The 17,054-nt window shown below is 39.2% G+C and carries 18 protein-coding genes; 10 read left to right on the plus strand and 8 right to left on the minus strand.

The window, feature by feature from the left end; translation table 11 throughout:
* Nucleotides 1–146: 146 nt before the first annotated feature.
* Nucleotides 147–767: a LysM peptidoglycan-binding domain-containing protein gene (locus HW271_RS08400; RefSeq protein WP_178895581.1), complete on the minus strand. Its 621-nt coding sequence runs from the start codon at nucleotides 765–767 to the stop codon at nucleotides 147–149.
* A 240-nt stretch (nucleotides 768–1,007) separates the two neighbouring features.
* Here HW271_RS08400 and sdaAB point away from each other — a divergent pair, with 240 nt between their 5' ends.
* The 3 genes from sdaAB to HW271_RS08415 are packed head-to-tail and all read left to right on the plus strand — an operon-like array spanning nucleotide 1,008 to nucleotide 3,225.
* The gene (sdaAB, locus tag HW271_RS08405; RefSeq protein WP_006151069.1) at nucleotides 1,008–1,679 is read left to right on the plus strand and encodes an L-serine ammonia-lyase, iron-sulfur-dependent subunit beta; all 672 of its coding nucleotides are present in this window, start codon (nucleotides 1,008–1,010) and stop codon (nucleotides 1,677–1,679) included.
* An 8-nt stretch (nucleotides 1,680–1,687) separates the two neighbouring features.
* Nucleotides 1,688–2,560 (plus strand): L-serine ammonia-lyase, iron-sulfur-dependent, subunit alpha, encoded by an 873-nt coding sequence (gene sdaAA / locus HW271_RS08410; RefSeq protein WP_016466472.1) that lies wholly within the window; start codon nucleotides 1,688–1,690, stop codon nucleotides 2,558–2,560.
* A gap of 23 nt (nucleotides 2,561–2,583) precedes the next feature.
* On the plus strand, nucleotides 2,584–3,225 hold the full coding sequence (locus HW271_RS08415; protein WP_178895582.1) for an HAD hydrolase-like protein: 642 nt from the start codon (nucleotides 2,584–2,586) through the stop codon (nucleotides 3,223–3,225).
* Between the two features lie 86 nt (nucleotides 3,226–3,311).
* Here HW271_RS08415 and HW271_RS08420 read toward each other — a convergent pair whose 3' ends face one another.
* The 4 genes from HW271_RS08420 to HW271_RS08435 form a co-directional block, all read right to left on the minus strand.
* A complete protein-coding gene (locus HW271_RS08420; protein WP_178895583.1) occupies nucleotides 3,312–3,755 on the minus strand; it encodes a DUF805 domain-containing protein in 444 nt (147 codons plus the stop codon).
* Between the two features lie 167 nt (nucleotides 3,756–3,922).
* Entirely contained in the window at nucleotides 3,923–4,279 is a 357-nt protein-coding gene (locus HW271_RS08425; RefSeq protein ID WP_178895584.1) for a DUF805 domain-containing protein, read from the minus strand.
* 116 nt (nucleotides 4,280–4,395) lie between these two features.
* On the minus strand, nucleotides 4,396–6,246 hold the full coding sequence (locus HW271_RS08430) for a nucleoside-diphosphate sugar epimerase/dehydratase (RefSeq protein ID WP_178895585.1): 1,851 nt from the start codon (nucleotides 6,244–6,246) through the stop codon (nucleotides 4,396–4,398).
* A gap of 77 nt (nucleotides 6,247–6,323) precedes the next feature.
* Entirely contained in the window at nucleotides 6,324–7,154 is an 831-nt protein-coding gene (locus HW271_RS08435; RefSeq protein ID WP_178895586.1) for a glycosyltransferase, read from the minus strand.
* Nucleotides 7,155–7,371: 217 nt separating this feature from the next.
* Between HW271_RS08435 and HW271_RS08440 the strand changes: the two genes are divergently transcribed.
* The 7 genes from HW271_RS08440 to HW271_RS08470 all read left to right on the plus strand — a co-directional run bounded on the left by HW271_RS08440 (nucleotide 7,372) and on the right by HW271_RS08470 (nucleotide 14,098).
* Nucleotides 7,372–8,538 (plus strand): MFS transporter, encoded by a 1,167-nt coding sequence (locus HW271_RS08440; protein ID WP_178895587.1) that lies wholly within the window; start codon nucleotides 7,372–7,374, stop codon nucleotides 8,536–8,538.
* Nucleotides 8,539–9,086: 548 nt separating this feature from the next.
* Nucleotides 9,087–10,583, plus strand: a complete 1,497-nt coding sequence (locus HW271_RS08445; protein ID WP_178895588.1) for a gliding motility protein — start codon at nucleotides 9,087–9,089, stop codon at nucleotides 10,581–10,583.
* Between the two features lie 41 nt (nucleotides 10,584–10,624).
* Entirely contained in the window at nucleotides 10,625–11,050 is a 426-nt protein-coding gene (locus HW271_RS08450; protein ID WP_178895589.1) for a hypothetical protein, read from the plus strand.
* 172 nt (nucleotides 11,051–11,222) lie between these two features.
* Entirely contained in the window at nucleotides 11,223–11,549 is a 327-nt protein-coding gene (locus tag HW271_RS08455; protein ID WP_049526196.1) for a PadR family transcriptional regulator, read from the plus strand.
* Nucleotides 11,536–12,129: a DUF1700 domain-containing protein gene (locus HW271_RS08460; protein WP_178895590.1), complete on the plus strand. Its 594-nt coding sequence runs from the start codon at nucleotides 11,536–11,538 to the stop codon at nucleotides 12,127–12,129. The genes HW271_RS08455 and HW271_RS08460 overlap by 14 nt, the downstream gene beginning before the upstream one ends.
* Nucleotides 12,122–13,030, plus strand: coding sequence for a DUF4097 family beta strand repeat-containing protein (locus HW271_RS08465; RefSeq protein WP_178895591.1), 909 nt, complete (start codon nucleotides 12,122–12,124; stop codon nucleotides 13,028–13,030). The genes HW271_RS08460 and HW271_RS08465 overlap by 8 nt, the downstream gene beginning before the upstream one ends.
* An 87-nt stretch (nucleotides 13,031–13,117) precedes the next feature.
* Nucleotides 13,118–14,098 (plus strand): DUF6574 domain-containing protein, encoded by a 981-nt coding sequence (locus HW271_RS08470; protein WP_178895592.1) that lies wholly within the window; start codon nucleotides 13,118–13,120, stop codon nucleotides 14,096–14,098.
* A 103-nt stretch (nucleotides 14,099–14,201) separates the two neighbouring features.
* Here the strand turns inward: HW271_RS08470 and HW271_RS08475 are convergent, their stop codons facing one another.
* The 3 genes from HW271_RS08475 to HW271_RS08485 form a co-directional block, all read right to left on the minus strand.
* Nucleotides 14,202–15,062 carry a DUF4299 family protein gene (locus HW271_RS08475; protein WP_178895593.1) on the minus strand — a complete coding sequence of 287 codons (861 nt, stop codon included), beginning with the start codon at nucleotides 15,060–15,062 and terminating at the stop codon, nucleotides 14,202–14,204.
* Nucleotides 15,063–15,186: 124 nt separating this feature from the next.
* Nucleotides 15,187–16,173 carry a rhodanese-related sulfurtransferase gene (locus HW271_RS08480; protein WP_178895594.1) on the minus strand — a complete coding sequence of 329 codons (987 nt, stop codon included), beginning with the start codon at nucleotides 16,171–16,173 and terminating at the stop codon, nucleotides 15,187–15,189.
* Nucleotides 16,174–16,301: 128 nt separating this feature from the next.
* Entirely contained in the window at nucleotides 16,302–16,991 is a 690-nt protein-coding gene (locus HW271_RS08485) for a CPBP family intramembrane glutamic endopeptidase (RefSeq protein WP_178895595.1), read from the minus strand.
* Nucleotides 16,992–17,054 lie beyond the last annotated feature (63 nt).

Raw genomic sequence — 17,054 nt, forward strand, 5'->3', positions numbered from 1 at the left:
TACTAATGATGCTCAGTTGGTCAAAATGGACTCTCCTTAGCTAAGCTAGTAGAAGACGAACACTTACTAACAGAACTAGAGCGAGAAGTTGATATCTTTGTAAACAAAAAAAAGAAAGTCTTTGAGACTTCCTTTTCTATATCTTCTTAATACCAACCGTTGTTAAGCCAGAAGTTCTTAGCAGCTGTCCATGAACCGTAACGTCCTGCAACATAAGCGTCTGCTACACGTTCTTGGTTTTCAGCTGAGTAGTCACCGTTCAAGTAAGAATCTGTCAATTGGTAACGACCGATGTAACGTCCGTTTGTAGCTGTGTAGCTACCGCCTGATTCTTTTTGAGCGATCCATTCTTTAGCTTCTGCTTCAGATCCGCTTACAGTTGCAGCTGGAGCTGAGTAGCTTTCTGTCGCTGCAGGTGCTGGAGCTTCGTAAGTAGCTTCATATGTAGTTTCTTCTACAACAGTTTCAGCAACTGCTGGAGTTTCTTCAACTTCTGCTACAGGAGCTTCTGTTGTTGTAGTTTCAGCAACTGGAGCTGCCCCATCGATAATCAATACTTGGTCAATAAAGATAAGGTCAACATTTTTAATGTTGTTCAATTTAGCTAACTTTTCAACTGTTGTGTTGTAAGTTTCAGCAATTTCTGAAAGAGTGTCTCCAGGTTTAACTGTGTAAGTTTTTGTTTCTTGTGCAAAAGTTAGTGATGGTGCAAGGAAAGCAAGTACAACTGCAAATCCTGCAAGTTTAGTCTTAATGTTTAATTTCATTTAAAAAAGTTCTCCTTTTTTCTTATACTACCATGATACCTTTCTAATGTTACTATTTGTTAACGAATTTGTGTAGAAATGTTACAGAACTGTGATTTATTTACCTGAAAAAAGCGTTTTTTGTTACAAAACCCTTAGTATTAAAGGTTTTTGCTATTTTTATATATTTCAGAATGTAAATAAGCACTTACATCCAATCTTTGATATAATAGAAGTAAGAATCTTTTTAAGGGGAAACAGATGCAATCACTTCGTTTTCAATCTGTCTTTGATATCATTGGACCAGTCATGATTGGGCCATCTAGTAGTCACACGGCGGGAGCTGTTCGTATCGGTAAAATCGTTTCATCTATCTTTGATGATACTCCAACTGAAGTTGAATTCCAGCTTTTTAACTCTTTTGCAAAAACCTATCGTGGACACGGGACAGACCTTGCCCTTGTAGCTGGGATATTAGGAATGGATACCGATGACCCTGAAATTCCAAATAGTTTAGAAATTGCTCATAAGCGTGGCATTAAAATCGTATGGACCATCCAAAAGGACAGTAATGCTCCCCACCCAAATACTACGAAAATCACTGTTAAGAACGATCGTAAGACTATCAGCGTAACAGGAATTTCAATCGGCGGTGGAAATATCCAGGTGACAGAACTCAATGGTTTTGCGGTATCCCTCAACATGAATACACCTACTATTATCATCGTTCATCAAGATGTTCCAGGTATGATTGCTCATGTGACAGAGGCCCTATCACGCTTTGACATTAACATCGCTCAAATGAATGTGACCCGAGAAAAGGCCGGGGAGAAAGCCATTATGATTATCGAAGTTGATAGTCGCAACTGTGAAGAATCTATCGAAGAAATTCGTAAAATTCCTCATTTGCACAATGTCAATTTCTTTCAATAGGAGAAAATATGTTTTACTCTATCAAAGAATTAGTCGAACAAGCCGAACTAGATTTTCAAGGAAATGTTGCTGAACTCATGATTACAACTGAGTTTGAGCTAACTGGTCGTGAGCGAGAAGAAGTTCTCCTCCTCATGGAACGCAATCTTGAGGTTATGAAAGCTTCTGTTGAACTTGGCCTTAGTGAAAAGAAATCTCGTAGCGGTTTGACAGGTGGTGATGCTGCCAAGCTCGACCACTACATCAAAAAAGGAAAGACGCTGTCTGACTTCACTGTCTTGTCTGCCGCCCGTAACGCTATCGCCGTTAATGAACACAATGCCAAGATGGGATTGGTCTGTGCAACTCCTACTGCTGGTAGTGCCGGTTGTCTTCCCGCAGTCCTCACAGCTGCTATTCAAAAGTTGGGTCTAACTCATGAACAACAACTAGACTTCTTATTTGCTGCGGGTGCTTTTGGTCTCGTCATTGCGAACAATGCTTCTATCTCAGGTGCCGAAGGTGGTTGTCAAGCCGAAGTTGGTTCAGCTTCAGCCATGAGTGCTGCTGCCTTAACCCTAGCTGCAGGCGGAACCCCTTATCAAGCGAGCCAGGCCATCGCCTTCGTTATCAAAAACATGCTTGGTCTTATCTGCGATCCCGTTGCAGGTTTGGTTGAAGTTCCATGCGTTAAGCGTAACGCCATGGGAGCAAGCTTCGCCTTTATCGCAGCCGATATGGCCTTAGCTGGTATCGAATCAAAAATCCCAGTTGATGAAGTCATTGATGCCATGTACCAAGTGGGCTCTAGTCTTCCAACCGCCTTTCGTGAAACTGCCGAGGGAGGCCTTGCTGCCACACCGACAGGTCGTCGCCTTCAAAAAGAAATCTTCGGTGAATAATTTCATCATTATGAGGAGAATCAATGTCATCTCTATCAGCCATCTTTTTCGATCTAGATGGAACCCTTGTAGATAGTTCAATCGGTATTCACAATGGGTTCACCTATACTTTCGAACAACTGGGAGTCCCTAGTCCAGATGCAAAAACCATCCGTGGCTTTATGGGGCCACCATTAGAAACAAGTTTCGCTAGTTGCCTCCCAGCAGATCAAGTTGAAACAGCTATCCAGCTTTATCGTTCCTACTATAAGGAAAAGGGAGTTTACGAAGCCCAGCTCTTTCCACAAATCAAAAACCTGCTAACTGAACTAGCTCAACAATACCCACTCTATATCACTACTACGAAGAATACACCAACTGCAATTGATATGACCAGCAACTTTGAGATCAATCAATTCTTTGATGGTATCTATGGTTCTAGCCCTCAAGCATTGCACAAGGCAGATGTTATTCGTCAAGCTATAACAACACATGATTTAGCTCCAGAAAAAGTGGTTATTGTTGGAGATACCAAGTTTGATATGATTGGCGCCCAAGAAACTGGCATTAAAAAACTAGCGGTTACTTGGGGATTTGGCGATGAAACGGAGCTCATGACCTATCATCCTGACTGGATTGCTCACCACCCAATAGACATTTTACAGCATCTACAATTAAAACGTTAAACAAAAGACTCCCAGCCTAAAAGTTAGGTTTGGGAGCTTTTTGTCTGATCATAATGAGGAGAATGACATTCCCCATATTCGTCCAATTATTCAAAAGGGGAAACTTCTTCGCTTTCAACTTCTTTAGGCCTATTGGTTGTTACTATTTCTACTTCCTTACTTGGCATAGCTAGCAGAACTAATAGAGCAAAACGTCCGACCATTGGAACAAAGTGAAGGAAGATAAAGGCCCAGTGGAATCCAGCATCACGCAAACGGCGAACCGACAAAGCTAGTGTTGGCACTAAGATTGCTAGGTAGAAAACTGCATAAATAATAACAACTAAGCCAAATACCATAAAAGTCGCTTCGCTCACTGAATCGTTTATTGAATCCATCACGGCACTAAGAAATACGGTGTAGAAATAGATAATCCAGAAAGGAATAGAAAGAATAAAGTTTCCTAGCCAAACCCACCAGTAATCTGGCCGCGTTGAACGTCCAGTGAACTCTGCATAATTCTTAAAAAAATTTTTATACGCATTAATCATAGGATACTCCCATTTTTTATTTTACTAGTAGATACTGTACAGTTATAGAACACTCCCAAATCTAGTAAAAGACCTGGGAGTGTTAGCAAATTGTTCAATAATATTCAAGAAGTCCTATGCAAGATTGAAACTTCTTAGTCCTTGTAGCATTCTTCAGATAGTTAATCTTATAGTGTTTCCTTTGTTGGCATAGCGAAAAGTACTAGAAGAACAATACTACCTAGTGGAACGAATAAAATAAAGATCAATGCCCAGTGGAAACCAGCATCACGAAGGCGACGGACCATCAAAGCAAGTGACGGCAATAAAAGTGCTAGGCCAAAAATAAAATAGATAATAGCGATAAAGCCCAAAGATATAAGAGCACCCTCGTTTCGCGAATTAGCCAGAGCATTTCCGTATGTTAAGAAGAAAGGAATATAAAGAATAATATTTCCAAGCCAAACCCACCAATAGTCGGAACGTGTTGAACGGCCTGCAAAATCTACATATCCTTTAAAAAAATTCTTATAAGCGTTAATCATAAGTTACTCCCTAATTTTTTATTTACTATAGTTTACCATATCTGTTCAATAATAACAAGTTTGTTCAAAAAACTCTGAAAGTCTCTCGAAATCTAGAAAAAAGAGATTATCTATATTTAGTCAACATGTGTTGTTTCGTTAGCAAAGCTAATAATAGCTCTCTTCAACTCAGAACCCTGCATAGTACGGAACTCTTCAATCTTCTGATTGATTATTTCAAGAGGCATCACATTTACCTTACCAACAAAGATTTTGTCCATTACTTGATTGTCAACTAATTCAGTTGATACAAGTAACTCTTCATATAGTTTTTCACCTGGACGGATCCCTACTTCTACGATTGGAATTTCATTTTCAGTATGGCCACTGAGTAGAACCATTTTCTTAGCCAAGTCGTAAATGCGTACTGGTTTGCCCATATCAAGGATAAAGACCTCCCCATCCTTGGCATAAGCGCCCGCATGAATCACCAAACGACTAGCTTCTGGAATAGTCATAAAGTAACGAGTCATTCGGAAGTCTGTCACCGTTACAGGACCACCTTCAGCAATCTGACGTTCAAAAACAGGAATCACACTACCACGACTACCGAGTACGTTACCGAAACGCACCGCACAATAGGTTGATTGGCTACGTTGGTTAAAACCTGTAACAATCAACTCAGCCACACGTTTAGTTGCTCCCATTACGTTTGGTGGATTAACGGCCTTATCTGTCGAAATCATGACCATTTTTGGAACTCGAGCAGCGTCAACTGCCTTAGCAACATTATAAGTTCCAAGGATGTTATTCTTGAAGGCTTCTTTTGGATTACGCTCCATCATCGGAACATGTTTATGGGCTGCAGCATGGTAAACAATAGCTGGTTCGTACTGCTCAAAAACTTGAAGCAAACGATCGTAATCTTGAATATCAGCAATGACAGGAACAAAATCAATTTCCTGGAACTTGCGAATCAATTCATGGTAAATAAGATAAATAGAGTTTTCTCCATGACCGAGCAGAATGACACGTTCAGGATTGAAACGACTAACCTGACGACAGATTTCTGAACCGATTGATCCTCCGGCACCGGTCACCAAGATGGTTTTACCAGTGATTTCAGAACCCAGACGTGATTCATCAAGCTGAATCTCCTTACGTCCTAAAAGGTCTGTGATATCAATCTTCTGGAAACCACCTGCTTGAGGTTGGATGCCTTGCACAACTGACTCAATCATCGGCATCTTATAGCATTTTACACCGATATGGTTACACATTTGCAGGATTCGCTCATATTCAGATGGATCTAGTGACGGAATCGCAACGATAACTTTTTCAACTCTATAGCGTTTAGCCAATTCTGGTAGATCATCATAAGAACCCAAAACTGGGATTTTCCCAAGCTTTTGTCCTTTTTTCTTTTCATCATTATCCAAAATCCCAACCAGTTCAAGGTCACTAGTAGGATGTTGGTAGCTGTCCATAAAGAGCGCACCACCATCGCCTGCACCAATCAAGAAGGTACGACGGTGTTCTCCTTCGCCATTTCCCTTTCTACGTCTTGAGTAAATCAACTGCCAAGTGATACGAGGAAGTAGAATCAAGAAAGTTGTTAATAGGATAAAGAGTACGATAAAGCGGACAGAAAAGAGTGGCAAGAAAGCATAGCAGATCACATAAGAGAAGATACTACTGATAGTCACTCCGAAGAAAATCTTCATAAAATCTGTGATTTTGCTATATCTACTAATACTAGCATTCAGCCCCCAAAATCCAATCATAAGCTGGTAGAAAAGGAAGGTTAGGCCTGTGTAAATGACATAGTCTACCGGGGCTGGATTAATCAAGCCATAAAATAGAATATAGGAAACAATAATTGATAAGACCATACTGGCAATATCAAAAAATCCCCAAAATATTTGTTTCTGTTGTTTATTTAATACTTCAACCAGATCAATTACGTAATCTGTTATTTTTTTATTCATGTGAATGGTATCCTCCTACACAAAATCACATTTTCTAGTAATCTTCAGATAAATTTTTAAAATCCAATTGGCTACAATTACTTGCTTTTTCTTAGAAGTTTTAAAAATATAAACTGTCGTATAAAGCCTGGACAGAGGGCAACAACAACTTGGATTAAGACACTTTTCAGATATTCACCGTAAGAAATCTGTCCACGCTCGTGCATTCTCTTTCGTGCTTGGCGATAGAGTTTTAGATAGCGAAGGCCACCACGACGTTCAAACATCCCTGCTCCCACTCGCACCTTACATAGAATCTGATCCACATTCCCAGTTCGAGCTCCTGCACTAATCATATTGAGCCAAAGGAGATCATCTTCCATATAGAGACCGTCTTCGTAGTTGCCAGCCTTTAGAACCATCTTTCTTTTGAACATAACAGTCATGTGATTAAAGGCACTTCTCATACGTTGGTAGGCAACGATATCCTCATGCTTAATCGGCACACGACGGTAAGACACAATCTCATCTGGTTGGTCGATAAACTCTGCGATATGACCACCTAGCAGGTCCAAGTTTTCTTTTTCCATCAATTCAAACTGTTGTTCGAAACGGTCTTCGACAGCAATGTCATCTGTATCCATACGGGCAATAACGTCATATTGGCACTGTAAGACACCAAACTGAAGCGCCAAACCTAGACCACGATTTTGAACAAGCGGACAACGTTTGATTGGAATACTTGACTGTGCTTCCAATTTTCCCAAAACTTGATACAGTTCAGGTGTCAGTGGACCATCTTCGACGATTACCACTTCGCTAGGTTTGAGCGTTTGATGTAAGATACTCTCTACTGCCTCTTCTAGAAAGGCTGGATTTTCTTTAACATAGACTGACATCAATACGCTAAATTTACGATTTTCAGACACAGTACTTCTCCAATTTATAGATTTTCTTTCACTATTTTATCACAATTTTTCAGACTTTCCTATTTTTATTTGAATCCCAGAAAAAAACTAGTAAATCTATCAAACTTTTTTCAATGATTTTTCGCAGCTAAAAGACGGATTCCCTCACGCCATCTTGACATCTATAGGAAAAAGCCTTAAAATAAGCTGTTATCAAAATCAGCTTATTGAGGTCCACATGAAAAAACGATCACTCTTTTTTATTCTAGGAATTATCTTAATTGGAGCGGTCTTAAGAGCTCCTTTTACGGCCTTACCGACTATTTTAGGAGATATTGCTCAAGGTTTAGGAGTTGAGGTCAGTTCACTTGGTGTTTTGACGAGTCTTCCTCTCTTGATGTTCGCCCTTTTCTCCTCTTTTGCGACCCGTTTGGCTCAAAAAATTGGACTTGAGCACCTTTTCACCTATAGTCTTATCGTCTTGACCGTCGGTTCAGTGATTCGTATCTTCAATCTCCCTCTGCTCTATCTGGGAACCTTACTTATCGGAGCAAGTATCGCTATTTTCAACGTGCTTCTTCCTAGTGTCATTCAGGCAAACTACCCGCAAAAAATCAGTTTTCTGACAACACTTTATGTGACTTCTATGGGGATTGCAACTGCCCTCTCCTCTTACATCTCTGTCCCTATCACTCAAGCTACTTCTTGGAAAGGTTTAATCCTTTGTCTAAGCCTTCTCTGCTTGCTAACCTTCTTCATTTGGTTACCCAACCATGGGTACAACCATTTTCTGGAAGGGCATGAGAAAAAACAAAAGAAAGAGAATATCTTAAAAAACAAGCAGGTTTGGGCTATCATGATTTTTTGCGGTCTCCAATCCTTACTCTTTTACACTAGTATGACCTGGTTACCTACCATGGCAATCAGTGCTGGTTTATCTCACACAGATGCCGGTCTTTTAGCTTCTATCTTTTCTCTGACTAGTATCCCCTTCTCCATGACCATTCCAAGTCTAACGACTCGTTTGTCCAATCGTCACCGTCAAATCATGTTAACAATCGTCTCTCTGGCTGGAATGCTTGGAATTGCTATGCTTTTATACCCGAGCAACAGTTTCCTCTACTGGTTGGTGGCCCATCTCTTAATTGGTACTGCCTGTAGCGCACTTTTCCCCTATCTCATGGTTTGCTTCTCTATCAAAACAAGCTCACCTGAAAAGACGGCTCAATTGTCTGGACTTGCCCAGACCGGTGGCTACATTTTGGCAGCCATCGGCCCAGCCCTCTTTGGTTACAGTTTTAACTTTTTCCAATCTTGGGTCCCAGCCGTACTGGCTCTTCTAATTATTGATATCATTATCATTATTTCAGTCTTTATAGTGGACCGAGCGGATAAAATCCTTTAAAAGGTTGAAATTCAACTCAACGAGAAATACTTTTCAAGTCAGACGGATGTCTGGCTTTTTCTTTTAAAAATGTTTGATAAGACTCTTCACAAGACTTCCCTGAATCCTAAACATGCTATAATATACCTATGATGGAAACAACTATACAATTTATCTCTCAAAGAAGTCGAAACTCTCTCAATTGAAGGGGATTGTTTTGCCCCTAAAAACATCCATGTAGATTCCTCTAACTTTTTAAATGATATACCATAGTTACGCTATTTCAACTTTTTTACTGGTATCCAAAAAAGTAAGGACGCAACTTCAATCATTAATCTGATAAAGCTAGAATATCTAACAATCAAACCTTCCAAGGAGGTTAAACTTTTGCATCATAAAATCCTTCAATTACCAAAATTGAAGTATGGCTCAGTCATTGAGAAACCAGAAATCTATCTAAAATAAAATCTTAAAGAACTTTACTTGTTTTAACTCAATTACAAACAAGTATTTGTTTAAAAGTCTAAAAAGACTATTGAAAATGTAGTAACATTTAAGGAGAAATTTATATGCTAGCAAAAGCAGGGGACGTCTATTGTGTTTACAATACCCATCTAAAAAAATACATAGCTTGCCAGATAACCAAGATCGAAGAGGGGGAGAAAAAGCCTCAGGCTGTCCTGCTGTCATTAGACTGGTCAGGAGAAGAACCTCTTAGAGAAGAAGAACTATCTTCTTTGAAGCCACTCTATATAGATTTTATGTACTGGGAAAGAAACTTACATCTTAGTAATGTTGATATTCATGTACCGTCACATTATATTTTTATTGGTAATACAACACCATTAACAACTGAAAGCACAAACACATATGCTATGTTTTGGGGAAATGGTTACGATATTTATAGGCAACTGAAATGGCAAGAAATACCAAAAGAAAAAAGAGATTTATTTAAGAAAGCAGATAAAAGCAAGGAAAAAGTTTCATTTGCAGGAAATGAGTATCGTATTTCTAAACACAATATCAATGACGAGTGGACGCCTTTTGAAGACGCATCAGAATTAAAAGTATTTCCTTGCTTATCTAAGTTGGCATTAACTAAATGGCACAAAAATATATATGAATATTTGCAGTCGACTCCTTTTATTACAGAACTAGTTCTTGAAAAGCATGGACAAACAAAACTGGATTTTTCTAAGACATCCATACATCGACTTTCCATTGATTTGACAGGTGTAGAGGAACTTATATTGAATGATGATCTGGAGGAGCTACTCTTATTAGGAGACATGAGCGACAATTGTCAGATACTTGTAAAGGATCATGGAGCCAGCTTACGATTACAACTTGATCGTTCTCTGCCTAAGGTACTGGGATTAAAGGATTTGGGAGCCATCCATTGTTCTAACATCCTTGAAATAGACTTTGCACAAATCTTGAATAACTATCCAAATCTTAGGGAATTAAGATTGTGGGGGAAACCTGGTCATATTCTTAATTTCCATAAATTATCAGAGTTCAAAGAGTTAGTCAATTTTTCAACTGTTGATTTGTTTGGCTTTACTGCAGAGGATATTCCCAAACCAGAAGATTTACCTCGATTAAGCATGTTTTGGATGAGCAGCTTACCAGAAGAGGCCGCTAAAGTGGCCAAAAAATATTATAAAAAACAGCAGGACAAGGGACTGAATCTTTGGATAACAAAACCGAGAAAAGCTGAATGGCTAGCCCAAAACCTAGACAATCCATTTCGCTCATGGGATGGTCAAGAGAATATTTCAACCGCAAACGCAAAAAAAGCAGCCTCTCTATATAGAAAGACTAGAGCAAGCCTTATAAAGCTTCTAGAAAACCCCAATGAGAACACTATGACAAACGTAGAAGTTCTCATAAGAGAATATACTCAAGGTTTCAATAAAATGGACAAACGTAACTGTTTTATTGAAACAATCGAGAGAGAGGATATCTATAGTGCTCTAGTTGAGATCTTAGATTTACTACCTGAAGATTTAGGGATGGACAAAGAAAAATTTATAGAAATCTTTGATGAGCTAAAAGATTTTTAAATGAGAAATCTTTCTAGTTCATTCTTGAAACGGAGATTATCATGACTAACTTTATACAAACTATCACAGTCGAAAATCGGCAGGTCGACAAAGAAAATTACTTTACAATTGGCTACTCTCCTGAGATAGAAAAATCTTTACTGTGTGTTTATATTTCTTGGATTGCTGGTTATGAACGCTATTACCAGTTAGATGATGGAGATTTGGCTCTCTTTGAAAGCAAACGAGAAGCATTTCTCAAAAAATATGAAAAAGAAATCAAGGCTTATCGGACTGAAAGATTGATTGGTTCTGGGGCTCTGAGGGATTACAATTTTAGTTCTTTGCCTGAGAATATCCTAAAAAACTTGGATAGCTATCCTCCATTTAACGGATATGTCTATCAAAACGGCATCCTCTGTGCCAAAATCAAGATTGAAGACAAGTATTTTTATCTTCCGCCCATTTATGATGAGGATTACAGATAAGCATTGCCTCAAAGTAATGCAAAACAGCCTCCAATCTTCTAGTTTTTACTAGGAGATTTTTATATATAAAAATTTTACACATATTACTTGACAGGGCTTTCATTTAGATGTATGATGTATGTGTAGAATAATTATATATAAAATTTTTACATACTAAAAAAGGAGGTGCCCCATGTATTTTCCAACATCATCGGCCTTGATTGAATTTCTCATCTTGGCCATTCTAGAACAAGGGGATTCCTATGGTTATGAAATTAGCCAAACCATTAAACTCATCGCCAAAATCAAGGAATCTACTCTCTACCCCATCTTGAAAAAACTGGAGACCAACCGCTATCTGACTACATACTCTCGCGAATACCAAGGTCGGATGCGCAAGTACTACTCCTTGACAGAAATTGGAGAGGAGCAACTATTTGTCCTTCGAGAAGAATGGACACTCTATACTGACACTATCAACGGCATCATAGAAGGGAGCATTCGCCATGACAAGAACTGAATATTTGAATCAGCTTGAAGCCTATCTGATGAAGCTTCCTCAAGCTGATCGCATCGAAGCCATGGATTACTTCAAAGAACTCTTTGATGATGCTGGTCCTGAAGGCGAGGAAGACCTAATAGCTAGCCTGGGAAGTCCAAAAGAAGCTGCCCATGATGTCCTGACTACACTTCTTGATAAAAAAATCAACGAAGAAAATTCCAATAAGAACAACCGTCAGGTTTTACAAATCGCAATCATCGCACTTCTGGCTGCACCTATTGGGATTCCAGTCGGGATTGGTCTTCTCATGGCTATCATCGGGATTTTTATCGCTGCGGTTAGTGTACTTTTAGCCTTCTTTGCTGTATCAGCAGCTGGACTAATCCTAGGAGGCGTTCTCCTATTTGAAAGCTTCTACGTCCTGGCTGAATCTACATCTGCTTTTGTGCTGATTTTTGGTGGAGGTTTACTAGCTATCGGGGCTTCGTCTCTAGTCTTACTAGCGACTTCCTATGTAGCACGTTTCTTTGGATTACTAATCCTTCGACTTATTCAGTGGATTCTTAATAGAGGAAAGAGAGGTGAAAGTCATGCGTAAATTAACAAAAGGATTTCTTATCTTTGGTGTTGTTACTAGTATCATTGGTTTTGCCATGATAATCATCGGCATCCAAACCGATGGTGTCAGAAGCCTCCTAGCAATGTCTCAAAATCCAGTCTTTGAAAGCCGAATGGAAGAGCTCGTTTTTGATAAAGATATTGAAAATCTAAACATCTCACTAACAGAACATTCGCTCGTCATTACGGAGTCAAACGATGATAAGATCCACCTCCAGTATCACCCGACCATCTCTGAAAAAGAGAACCTTCAACACTCTATCAAAGAGAAAAGTCTTGAAATAACTGATACTAAATCAACTACACGTCGCTCTATAGGTTCTAGTATCGAAGGTATCCTCTTTATCGCAAGCGGAATTTCTAGCCGCAATGATGAAATCGTACTCTCATTACCAAGAGGAAAGGACTTAAAAAATCTTACAGCTCAGGTTGACCATCGTATCCTTTCAATTTCCAATGCAAAAATCAACAATGCCAAGATTCTGTCAAATGGCTTTCTTCTTCGTATCACTGATAGCGAGATTAAAAATAGCCAACTGACTACAACTGGAATTGTCAATGTATTTGAAACCAGTCTAACAGATAGCCGCATCCAAGCAGATCATGAACATATCGAGGCAGACGATATCCAAGTGCATGGTCGAGTGGAATTCGAGGCAAGAAAAGATATCTCATTCGAGTTATCTCAAAAGGAACTTGATCGAATCAATGTTGAGTTTTCTGCTGAACATGGTGATATCTATCGTTGGCATCGAGACAGACGTGACATACCTACGGGAGGTAGTAAAGGTGAAGCATTAGCTAACCCTTACAAAACAGAAAAAAAAGATACGCAAGATCTCCTCGTCGCAAAATCGAATCAAAGTATCTATTTCCCATAATAAGGTCGCATGCTTTCTTATAGAAATCATGAATAAAGACAACTAGTAGTTACTACTCAAAAATTAATCAAAAAAGGGAGGTCTATTATGACTCAAGAATGGTTTGAAAGTGCTGATTTCGAAAAAACAGCCAACAATGATAAAAAAGATAGCCCATCCGACTCAGTTCTCCTTGAAGAAGATTCAGAGGCAAGAGAAGAGGCGCCAGTAGTTGAGGAAAATCCTCAAGCCAATCCTGAAAATCAGGAAACTGACCTAGAAAAAGTAGAGGCTGAAGAAGAAGAAACTGAAGAAGCTGAAGAAGAACTGGTAACAAAGACAGACAAGTCAGAAGAACCTGTTGAAGAAGTTTCTCAGACAAGCAAACCTTTAACCAGCAAATCTTTGGAAAGCCCATTTTTACCAGACCCTACATCTACAAAAACTGCAATCTTCAAAGAAGAATTGGCTGATTTTTGGATTTGGTTACAAGGTGCCCTTAAAGAACCGACAGCAAGTTTCGATACAGATAAAAAACACAGTTACACTGCTTTTGCGCTCCTAACTATCTTTTCTGCCACGAGTTTCCTCTTTACAGTTTATCACGCCAAGCAAGGCTACTACGGCCGCATGGCAGCCATCGACTCTAAAGCTCTCCAGCATCTCCCTTCACTAAATCTCTTTTCTATCTTCTCCATCCTGGTAGCGACAAGTTTGTTCTTCTTCTCTATCCTCATGGGTGGATTTGTAGTCAAACGTTTTGTCGATCAGGACAGTGATTGGACATTGGAAAGAGCCTTTCAAGTACATAGCAGACTCTTGGCTATCCCAATTCTCTTGACAGGTATTGCTAGCTTCTTTGCCTTCTTTAACGGTCTACGCTTTGCGGCTCTTCTCTGCCTCATTAGTATGGGCATGGTTCTACTTGGTAACCTCTATATCATTTCAAGACCTAGCAAGGACAGTCAAGTTGACTCCTTCTATCGCCTTCTCTTAGCCTTTCTAGTCAACGGAAGCATCCTATTTCTCTTTTTCCTAGCAGAAATGGCTCTTGTTTTTGACTATCTTCGAATCCTTGCTTTTATGTAAGATAAAATCCTGTCACTCTTGACAGGATTTTATCTTACATAAAAAGCAGACCAAAAATCTGCCTTTTCACATTATTTAAAACCAATATCTTTCATTTATGCCTCTAGTTACCTTTTACTAAGTTCTCAAAATCTTTCCCTAAAACAGGGCCTACTTCTACTTGGTTAGCATCTAAGTCCTGATAAAGTTCTTTTGGCAAAGCTTCTAAAAACGCTTGATAATCCAGTCTAGCTACTGCTTCATAGTCTTCTGGTTTTGAACCATCTCCAGAGATTTTCACCAGGTCAATCTCCCATACAAGCTCCTTGCCTACTAACTGTTCAACGTAAGGCGCTGGAATCACAGGTTCTTTTGGTAAGATAGTTTTTACTCCCTGAGCTAGGTGGTAGATACCATGAACCTTACCTTCTCCATCTGGATAAAATTTTGCGCTGGCAGGATATGCATCCGACCCTTGAACCTTTTTGACTAATGCTTCAAAACGTGCCAAACCATCTTCTTTTAAGAAGCTTTCTAAATCCTTCTTGTCAAAGTAAACAGGTGATAGAATTCCTTGGCAGAAGCCCAAACGAGCACCCTTATCCGCCAAATAGTTTTTAACAGTATCGTGGAAATAATTTTCCAAATCAAAGTCTGCCAAGCCTTCAACTTCTTCACCGACCTTACTAGATAAGGCTTGCAAGAGAGCTTCTACAATCTCCCAATCAGCTCTTGTAATCAAGTCAGGAATGATTACTTGATAGCCTTTTTGAGAGTCTAGGTAGCGAACTTTAAAGAGGAACTGAGATTTGCCCACGATTCCACACTCGATATACTCGAGGCGATTAAGGGGTTGACGGAGATAGACAGCATCATAACTATGCGACTCTAGGCCTTCTACTAAACCTAAAATTGATTTGGCCGTAAGAATCTCCTGTTGTCCTAGAATACTTTGTTTATTTGGAATAAAAAATGTTTTCACCATAAATGGTCTCCTTTGAAATCGTTTACATATAGTATACACCATTTTCCTGAAAGATGCAGAAACAAATTTAAGATTTTTTGGTCAAAAGCATAGAAAAACAGCCCTGAAAGGCTGTTAATATCTATTATATAACTTCAGAATGATCTAGGTTCTCACCAATCGCTGCTAGACGCTCGATAACTTGATCTTGCGTTAATTCATGCTCTAAAACGTAACGATTGCGTGGATGAACACGACACTCGTGTGAGCAACCACGGAGATATTTGTCTTCGTTGTCTTCTGATGCCAAGATACGGCGGTTACAGAATGGATTTCCACAGTTGACATAGCGTTCACATGGTGTTCCATCAAACCAATCTTTCCCTACAATGGTTGGATTGACATGGTTGACATCGACTGCGATACGTTCATCAAATACGTACATTTTCCCATCCCAAAGTTCCCCTTGAACTTCTGGATCTTTCCCATAAGTCGCAATTCCTCCGTGCAATTGACCGACATCTTTGTAGCCTTCACGGACCATCCAACCTGAGAATTTCTCACAGCGGACTCCACCTGTACAGTAAACAACGACACGTTTATCCATGAATTTTTCTTTGTTATCACGGACCCATTGTGGCAACTCACGGAAATTGCGGATATCCGGACGGATAGCTCCACGGAAATGTCCAAGATCGTACTCGTAGTCATTGCGAGTATCAAGAACAACGGTATCTTCATCTAGAAGAGCTTCTTTGAATTCTTTTGGAGACAAGTAAGCACCTGTTGTTTCAAGAGGATCGATGTCCTCGTCAAAGTTTTCATCTTCTAACCCAAGGTGAACGATTTCCTTTTTGTAGCGAACAAACATCTTCTTGAAAGCTTGCTCTTCTTCTTCATCAATCTTGAACCAGAGGTCTTCCATCCCTGGAAGGCTGTGAACATAGTCCATGTATTTTTGCGTTGTTTCGTAGTCACCAGAAACAGTTCCGTTGATCCCTTCGTCAGCCACTAGGATACGGCCCTTGAGGCCAATAGACTTACAGAAAGCCAAGTGGTCAGCCGCAAATTGTTCTGCGTTTTCGATGGGAACATATTTATAGTAAAGTAAAACACGAATAGGTTTTGCCATAAGATTCTCTTTTCTAAGATTAAATTATCAGAATTTTTCATTCAACTATACCAGTATACTCCCTCAAGAAAGCGAATGCAATTTATTTGACCGAAAATTAAAAACAAGACTTGAAAACAGGTCTTGTTTTAACTGAATATTCGATGAAGAAATGTTAACAAAAATGGCAATGTTGCAACGATATTATTGATAACATGAACGATATAACCAGGATAGATACTCTTGGTATAACGAGTTAGACCCGCATAAAAGATTCCAAATGTCGCAAAAACAAGAATATCTAGTACACTGGGAAAACTTGTAAAGTGAGGAAGAGCAAATAAAACCGAAGGGAGAATCAGGTCAAGCCCAAATTTCGAATCTTTAAAGAAAGCATGTTGGAGCAATCCTCTATAAATCAACTCTTCCATCAGAGGTCCTAGAAAAAATAAGGATAGGTAGAGTCCCAACTCGGCAAAATTTGTCTCACTATAACCGATTAACACGGCCCAACCTTCATAGGTAGACTGAACATGTCTAGCCGTTTGGAAATTAAACGTTATATGAAGCACAGCTACGAGAATCGTCAAAACTGTATACCAAAGCCATTTTTTCTTTGGAATAACAAAAAGATATCCATGACCTGTCTTGACTAATATCCATACCATCAGTCCGATGAAGACTAGACTGACAAGATTTCGAATCCAGAAAAAATTGCCAATTTGAGAAGAAAATTGCCAGTAGTTTTGGATTATAAGTGTTAGCTGAGAAAGTCCATATACGAAAAATAAGTAGGATAAGATTGCACTAGTTTTGAAAATAAGATGGTATTTTTTCATGTACCTATTACCAACGCTACTTGTAAGGCAAATGCCTGGGTTCAAAATGCAGATAATTATATG

Origin of the sequence: Streptococcus sp. oral taxon 061 (assembly GCF_013394695.1) — a bacterium.
GTDB lineage: Bacteria > Bacillota > Bacilli > Lactobacillales > Streptococcaceae > Streptococcus.